Annotated in this window: 5 protein-coding genes; 1 reads left to right on the top strand and 4 read right to left on the bottom strand. The window is 73.8% G+C overall.

All coding sequences use genetic code 11. The features are described from left to right. The first annotated feature begins 15 nt into the window (after positions 1–15). Positions 16–1524 carry an Asp-tRNA(Asn)/Glu-tRNA(Gln) amidotransferase subunit GatB gene (gene gatB, locus ACIQCH_RS23355; RefSeq protein ID WP_402583737.1) on the top strand — a complete coding sequence of 503 codons (1509 nt, stop codon included), beginning with the start codon at positions 16–18 and terminating at the stop codon, positions 1522–1524. A 106-nt stretch (positions 1525–1630) separates the two neighbouring features. Here gatB and ACIQCH_RS23360 read toward each other — a convergent pair whose 3' ends face one another. From ACIQCH_RS23360 to ACIQCH_RS23375, 4 genes are all read right to left on the bottom strand, one after another. Next, positions 1631–3583 carry a protein kinase gene (locus ACIQCH_RS23360; RefSeq protein ID WP_402583739.1) on the bottom strand — a complete coding sequence of 651 codons (1953 nt, stop codon included), beginning with the start codon at positions 3581–3583 and terminating at the stop codon, positions 1631–1633. A 108-nt stretch (positions 3584–3691) separates the two neighbouring features. Then, positions 3692–4273, bottom strand: coding sequence for a GNAT family N-acetyltransferase (locus tag ACIQCH_RS23365; RefSeq protein WP_402583762.1), 582 nt, complete (start codon positions 4271–4273; stop codon positions 3692–3694). A 116-nt stretch (positions 4274–4389) separates the two neighbouring features. Beyond that, complete coding sequence (locus ACIQCH_RS23370) at positions 4390–6522, bottom strand: penicillin acylase family protein (protein ID WP_402583741.1); 2133 nt, start codon at positions 6520–6522, stop codon at positions 4390–4392. A gap of 170 nt (positions 6523–6692) precedes the next feature. Then, entirely contained in the window at positions 6693–7175 is a 483-nt protein-coding gene (locus tag ACIQCH_RS23375; RefSeq protein ID WP_402583743.1) for a TIGR03618 family F420-dependent PPOX class oxidoreductase, read from the bottom strand. Positions 7176–7482: the final 307 nt, after the last annotated feature.

The raw sequence follows: 7482 nt of genomic DNA on the forward strand, positions 1-7482 counted from the left end.
AGGGAAAGTTTCACCGTGACCGTCACCGAACTCCTGTCGTACGAGGCCGCGCTGGGCGCGTACGACCCCGTCATGGGCCTCGAGGTCCATGTCGAGCTCGGCACCAGGACCAAGATGTTCTGCGGCTGCTCCACCGAGCTGGGCGCCGAGCCCAACTCGCAGACCTGCCCGACCTGTCTCGGCCTGCCCGGCTCGCTCCCGGTCGTCAACGCGATCGGCGTGGAGTCCGCCATCAAGATCGGCCTCGCGCTCAACTGCGAGATCGCCGACTGGTGCCGCTTCGCCCGGAAGAACTACTTCTATCCGGACATGCCGAAGAACTTCCAGACCTCCCAGTACGACGAACCGATCGCCTTCAACGGCTACCTGGACGTCCAGCTGGAGGACGGCGAGGTCTTCCGCGTGGAGATCGAGCGCGCCCACATGGAGGAGGACACCGGCAAGTCGACCCACGTCGGCGGCGCCACCGGCCGTATCCACGGCGCGTCCCACTCCCTGCTGGACTACAACCGCGCCGGCATCCCGCTCATCGAGATCGTCACCAAGCCGATCGTCGGTGCCGGCGAGCGCGCCCCCGAGGTCGCCAAGGCGTACGTGGCCGAGCTGCGCGAGGTCATCAAGGCGCTCGGCGTCTCCGAGGCCCGCATGGACAAGGGCCAGATGCGCTGCGACGTGAACCTGTCGCTGATGCCGAAGGGCACCTCGACGTTCGGTACCCGCTCGGAGACCAAGAACGTCAACTCGCTCCGGTCGGTCGAGCGCGCGGCGCGCTTCGAGATCCAGCGCCACGCGGCCGTCCTGCAGTCCGGCGGCTCGATCGTGCAGGAGACCCGTCACTTCCACGAGGACGACGGCTCCACCACCTCCGGCCGCATCAAGGACAACGCCGAGGACTACCGGTACTTCCCGGAGCCCGACCTGGTCCCCGTCGCGCCCGCGCGCGAGTGGGTCGAGGAGCTGCGCGCCGGCCTTCCGGAGATGCCGCGCGTGCGCCGCAACCGGCTCCGCGAGGAGTGGGGCGTCGGCGAGTTCGACATGCAGTCGATCCTCAACGCCGGCGCCGTCGACCTGATCGTCGCCACCGTCGAGGCCGGCGCCGACTCGGCCGCCGCCCGCAAGTGGTGGATGGGCGAGCTGGCCCGCAACGCCAACGAGTCGGGCAAGGGCCTGGACGAGCTGGGCATCACCCCGGCCGACGTGGCCCGGGTGTCCGCGCTGGTCGCGGACGGCTCGCTCAACGACAAGCTGGCCCGCCAGGTCCTCGAGGGCGTCCTCGCCGGCGAGGGCAGCCCGGACGAGGTCGTCGAGAAGCGCGGCCTGAAGGTCGTCTCGGACGAGGGCGCGCTGGGCGCGGCCGTGGACGAGGCCATCGCCGGGAACGCGGCCATCGCGGACAAGATCCGCGGCGGCAAGGTCGCGGCCGTCGGCGCCCTGGTCGGCGCGGTCATGAAGACCACCCGCGGTCAGGCCGACGCGGCCCGCGTCAAGGAGCTCATCCTGGAGAAGCTCGGCGTCGAGGGCTGACGCCCGGTCTCTCCGGTGTGCCGTACGGGCGCCCCGGTCCGGTCCCTGGTGGACCGGACCGGGGCGCCCGCTTTTCTCCTGCCGGCTACCTCTTGAGTCCTGCCGGTTACCTCTTGAGGATCGGGGAGCCGAGGGCGAGGACGCCGTCCTCGCACTGTTCGGTGCTGATGCGCAGGCGCAGCCGGTTCTCGACGTTCAGGTCGAGCTCCTTCGGCTTGCCGAGTTCCAGCTCCTCCGCGAAGAGGGACTCGCCGTCCGCGGTGATGGTCAGCCGGCCGCTGCTCTTCTTGGAGTCGTCCTCGATGCCCGCGGTCAGCTGGAGCTTCTTCCACGACCTGTCGAGGTCGAACTCGATGGCGTAGCCGTTGCAGTCCGGTGCGACGAACGCGTCCGCGTGCCGCTGCGTGTTGATCTTCACGGCTCTGACCTCGTACCCCTCCATTCCGCTGACCAGAGGGAACGTGGTCAGGGAGGTCTGGGTGGCGTCGTCCGGGATGCCCGGCGTGGCGGAGGCGCCCGCGGTCGGGTCGCCGGACGGGTCCTGGGTCTCCTCCTCGGTGGCGTCCGGGGTGGGGGTGGGCGTGGACTCCTGCGTGGCCGGCGCGCTGCTGGCGACCGGGCCGCCCTCGGCGTCCGCGTGGTTGCCGCCGTCCCCGGTGCGGTCACCCAGGTACTTCGCGCCGAACACCGCGCCCGCCGCGATGAGGACCACGGCCACCGCGGCGGCCACCAGCACCGGTCCGCGGCGCTTCCTCTTGCGGGGCGGCGCCGGGGGCGCGCCCTCGGGGGTGGTGACGACCGCGGTGGGCGGGTACACCGGGCCGCCCGGCGCGGTCGGCGGGCCCTGCGACGGGGGCGGGCCCTGCGACGGGGGCGGGCCCTGCGACGGGGGCGGGCCCTGCGATGGAGGCGGTTCCTGCGATGGAGGCGGGCCGAAGACGCCTAGGGGTGCGGGTGTGGGCGCGGGTGTGGGTGCGGCCGCGGGCGGGGCGTCGGCGGTGGTCGGTGGGGCGTCCGCGGGGGTCGGGCCGTGCGGGGCGTTCGTGGGGGTCGGGCCGTGGGGGACGTCCGCGGCGGTCGGCGGGGGCGCCGCCGGTCGGGGCGGCACGGTGGGCGCGGACGCCGGCCTCGGCGGGGTGTCCTGGACGCGCTGCGAGGTGGTGGCCGTCGTGGAGACCACCCCGTGGCGGACGTCCTTCACCCACGCGGACAGGTTCAGCGGCCGCGCCCCGGGGTCGGCGGCGGCGATCGAGGTGACCCGCTCCCGCTGCTCCGGGGCGAGCCCGGCCAGGGCCGGCAGCGCTGCGAGGGCGGACGCCAGCTGCTCCGGAGCGGGGGGCGGGGACTGCCCGCTGAGCAGGAAGTACGCGATCGCTCCGAAGGCGTACCGGTCCGTGCCCGGGGTCCGCTTCCCGTCGAAGACCTCGGGCGCCGCGTAGCCCGGGGTGAACCAGACCTCCGCCGTCTGGTGGTCGGCGGTCAGCTTGCTGAGCCCGAAGTCCACCAGGGTGGCCTGCCCGTGCCCGTCCACCATCACGTTGCCGGGGGACAGGTCCCCGTGGATGACCTGCCGGCCGGACGGGGTGGCCTTGCCCGAGTGCAGCCAGTCCAGTACGTCGGCCAGCTGCTCCAGCGTCCGCATCACCTCGCGCCGCTCGGCGGCGGCGGCCAGGGTCCGCTCCGCGCGCCAGTCGCGCAGGTCGAGGCCGTCGACGTGGTTCATGACCAGGACCAGCGCGCGGCCGGTCAGGGTGCCGGACTCGCCGGGGCGGTGGATGGGCGGGCCCTCGAAGTGCTCGCGCACCCCGACCACCCCGGGCCGGTGCACGAAGCGGAGCAGCTCCGCCTGCTCGTTCCACTTCCGGCTGACGCGTTCGAAGACCTCGGGCGTGATCGTGGTCTTCGAGTCGAGGACCTTGACCACCACCGGCTCGCTGCCACCGGCCAGTTCGATCTCGGCCAGGTAGAGCACGGCCTCCCCGCCGCGCCCGATGGAGCGTAAGAGCCGGTACCGGTCCGGCACGGAGTCCGGTCCGATGTGCAGGTTCGTGCTGGTCACTGTCCCCCCAGCGCTGTCGTGTCGAGTGCGGATCAGCTTCCCGTGGGGCTCCTGATCCGGTCAAGTCGCGCTGGGGGAACGGGCATTGAGGATCTTGCGGGTTACTCCTTACGGGTGATGCGGGGAGTCCGGCGTCAGGATGCACAGCCGGGCACGCTTGGCCGGCAGGTACACCTCGGGGAGGTCGATCTCCGGCAGCTCGACCTCCGGCCCGGCCTCGAAGCCGAGGCGCGTCAGCAGCGCGACGGCCTTGTGGTTCGCCGCGTCCGGTTCGCCGACCACCCGGGTGCCGCCGCCGGACAGGGCGAACTCCAGCAGGACCCGCATCAGCCGCACGCTGAATCCGGGCACCGCCGGCCCCTCGGCCGGAGCGAGCAGGATGTGCATGCCGACGTCCCCGGGCACCACCTCGTAGCACTCGCTGATCCGGTCCTCGGCGGGGTCGTACGTCTGGAACAGCGCGACCGGCCGCCCGTCCAGGCGGACCAGGAAGGCGTGGTGGGTGGTGCGCCGGTCGACGTCCTCGTAGATCTCCCGGACCAGGTCGAGGTCCGCCCCATCCATGCCCCAGAAGCGGGCCCGCTCCTGGGTGACCCAGCCGTGCACCAGCGGGCTGTCCACGGCCGGGTCGAGCGGGGTGACCGTCAGGGCGCCGAGGCCTTCGGCGTCCTCGGCGTCCTTGGTGAACACGGGTGGGCGGGGGGAGACGGGGGTCGCTTGCGGGGTGTTGGACGCTGCGTCGGTCGGTGCGTCGGTCGGTGCGTCGGTTGGGGTGTCGGGCGTGGCGTCGGACGTGGAGGGCGAGGTCACGGGCTCTCCTTCTCGAGTCGGGACCAGTCGGTCACCACGGGTACGAGTTCACCGCGGGCCCACGGGGCGAGCTGGTCGCGGTGGTGGGGCCGGCCCGGGACGCCGTCCGCGCCGAGCGGGACGGCCCAGCGGCTGTCCTCGCGGCGGGCCAGGTCCCAGACGTAGCGGGCGGCCGGGCCGCGGAAGACGAGGTCGGTGGCACCGGGGACGGAGGACGTGGCCAGCACGCAGTCGTGGTCGCCGCCCAGGCCCGGCCACTGCGCGTCCGGGGCGGGCAGGGCCTGCCACGGCACCAGGCGGTGCGTGTCGGCCCAGACCCCGGACGGCGGCTGCGCAGCGACCGCCTCCAGCGCGCTCCGTACGTGCCCGGCCCGGTCCACGCCGGTCGGCAGGTCGCTGGCCAGCAGGCCCTCCAGGGCGTAGCCGATCCGCGGGACGAGGTGCAGCCACGGGTGGAACACCTCGGGCCCGCCGGGGACGCCGGCCAGCCCCGCGAACGCCGGGTCGGCGGCGAGGGCGCGTACGACGGCGGTGCGCAGGGCGGCGAAGAGCAGGGCCTCGGCGCTGTCGGCCGCCATGTGGCGGTCCCAGTCCAGCAGGCGCTCGCGCATCGCCTCGGCCGCGGGGGACAGTCCGTCGAGGTCCTTGGTCAGGGCCAACAGGGCTTCGGCGGAGGCGAGTCGGGTGTCCATGTGGATGTCGGCCATGGCGTCCGGGGTCCAGTCGTCGGAGCCGCTGAGCAGGTCGCGGATCCGGTTCGCCCGGTGCGGCGGGGCGAACTCGACGCCCAACGGGCTCGCGATCCCACGGGCGTTGGCCATGACGGCGAAGCCCTGGACCGACTCGGCCGGCATCGCCGCCCAACCCCGCCACTCGTGGCCCGGCTCCCAAGCGGGCGCCAGGCGCAGCTGGTTGGCCCGGTCGCGCACCGGTACGGCGCCGGCGACACGGTGCAGGAGGCCGCCCGCGGTGTCGGCCGCGTGGATGACGTTGACCGGCTCGGCCCACAGGTCGGCGGCGCGGTCGACGTCCGCGACGGTACGGGCGCGCAGCAGCGCGGGCAGGGCCGCGAAGCCGAGTTCGGCGCTGACCCGGGGCGGGTAGCGCAGGCTCACGGCGGGCTCGAAGGGGGGAGTGGTGGTGCTGGTGGTGGGTGTGATGGGGGTGGTGCTGGTGGTCGTGGGGGTGGTCGGCGCGGCCTGTTCCCACGGGGCGGCCTCCGGGCCTTGGAGCACCACGGGCCCGCGCGCCGTCTCCACGACCTCGACCGTGACGGGCTCGCCGCCCGCCACCTCGATGGTCTCGGTGTGGTGCTGCACGCCCTCCCAGCGCCCGTCCGGCCCGAGAGCCTCCACCAGCGAGCCCGATCGGCGCAGCCGCTCCCGGTAGAGGTCCTGGTAGTCGGCCATGGCGTTGGTGATGGCCCAGGCGGCGGCGCCGGTGTGGCCGAAGTGGGCGAGGCCGGGGACGCCCGGGACGGCCAGGCCCACGACGTCGTACTCGGGGCAGGCGAGCCGGATCTGCTGGTAGACGCCCGGGTCCTCGATGAAACGGTGCGGGTCGCCCGCGATGATCGCCGACCCGGTGGCGGTGCGGTCGCCGGGCACCAGCCAGCCGTTGCTGCCGGAGGTGCCGGGCCCGTCGGTGGCGAAGAGGGTGGCCGACTCCTCGCCGAGGGCGAGGGCGACCCGCTCGCGCCAGAGCTTCGTCGGGAAGCCGGCGAAGAGGATGTGGGTGGACAGCCAGATGCCCAGCGGCACCCAGGGCTCCCACGGGCGGTGCGTCAGCCCGGTGCGGGCGAAGCGGGGGTCCCGGGCCGCGCCGCGGGCCATGCCCGCGTTGACGCCGTCGACGTAGGCCCGTACCCAGGCGGCGGTCTCCCCGTCGAGGGCCTCGAAGCAGCGGCGGGCGGTGTCGTCGAGCCGGGTGCGGCGGGCGAAGCGGTCCCAGTCGACGGCCTCCGCCCCCAGGAAGGCGGCCGTGGTGCCCTGCGAGCGGCGGCGCTCCACCTCCAGCTGCCAGCCGCGGTCGGAGGCGGTCACGCGCCCTTGGAGGAAGGCCAGTTCGTTGGGGCCGGACGCGCGCAGATGCGGGATGCCCCAGGCGTCCCGGTAGACCTCGGTACTCACACTGCTCCCCGGGGTGGTTAGGTTAGGCTGACCTAACTATAGACCTATGTGGGGGTGGGTGGTCGGGGGGCGGCTTGGGGTTGGCTTGGGATTGGTGGCCGGGTGGTGGGTGGTGGGTGGTGGGTGGTGGGGGTGGCGGGTGTGGGTGGTGGGTGACGGGTGGTGACGGCTTACTGGGCGGTGCCCGCCAGTAGCCAGCGTCGTACGGGGACTTCGAGGAGGACCCGGCGATCGTCGGGGCGTGCCGCGCCCACGTCCCATCCGTACTTCTCCCGGAACGCCGTTACGACCGAGGCTGGGAACCCGTCGTCGTCGCGGTGCAGGACGACCCCGCCCTCCGCCACGACCGGGAACCGGCCGTCCTCCAGGGCGAGGGAGACGCGCGGCTCGGCCCGGACGTTGCGGACCTTGACCGACCTCGCGTCCGCGCCGATCCACCAGGTGCCGTCGGCGTACACGAACCAGACGGGGGTCACGTGCGCGGAGCCGTCGGGGCGCACGGTGCAGAGCCAGACGTTCCGCTCCTCGGCCAGGCGGGTGAGGACGTCGGGGCCGGGGACGTCGGGGCCGGGGGTGACGGGGCCGGGGGTGACGGGGTTGGGGGTGGCGGGGTTGGGGGTGGCGGGGTCCGGGTCTTTTGCAAGATCGTTCATTCCGCCATCCGACCATCGCCGTGCGGGCCTGCGCATCGGGCCTGCGGCTTAGGTCCGGGGGCGTAGTTGGGGGTGGGTGGGTGCGTGCGTCGTGGCGGGCGTGTGCGTGGTGGGTGTGTGCGTGCGTGGGTGCGTGCGTGGTGGGTGGGTGGCAGGCGCGGGCGCGTCGGTGCGGCCGGGGGCTTCGGCGGGCTCGCTCCGGGGGCGGCCGTCCCGTGGTGTGTGGGTCCCCTCGGCGCTTGACGGGGGCGGCCTGCAGGCCCTGCGGCAGGCCCACCCCAGGGGCTTTGGGGCTTCGCCCTGGCCT

Origin of the sequence: Streptomyces sp. NPDC093225 (genome assembly GCF_044753805.1) — a bacterium.
Lineage (GTDB): Bacteria > Actinomycetota > Actinomycetes > Streptomycetales > Streptomycetaceae > Streptomyces.

Coding starts and splice junctions, on each gene's coding strand:
- ACIQCH_RS23375 (WP_402583743.1), bottom strand. CDS start 7,175: ATGAACGATCTTGCAAAAGACCCGGACCCCGCCACCCCCAACCCCGCC.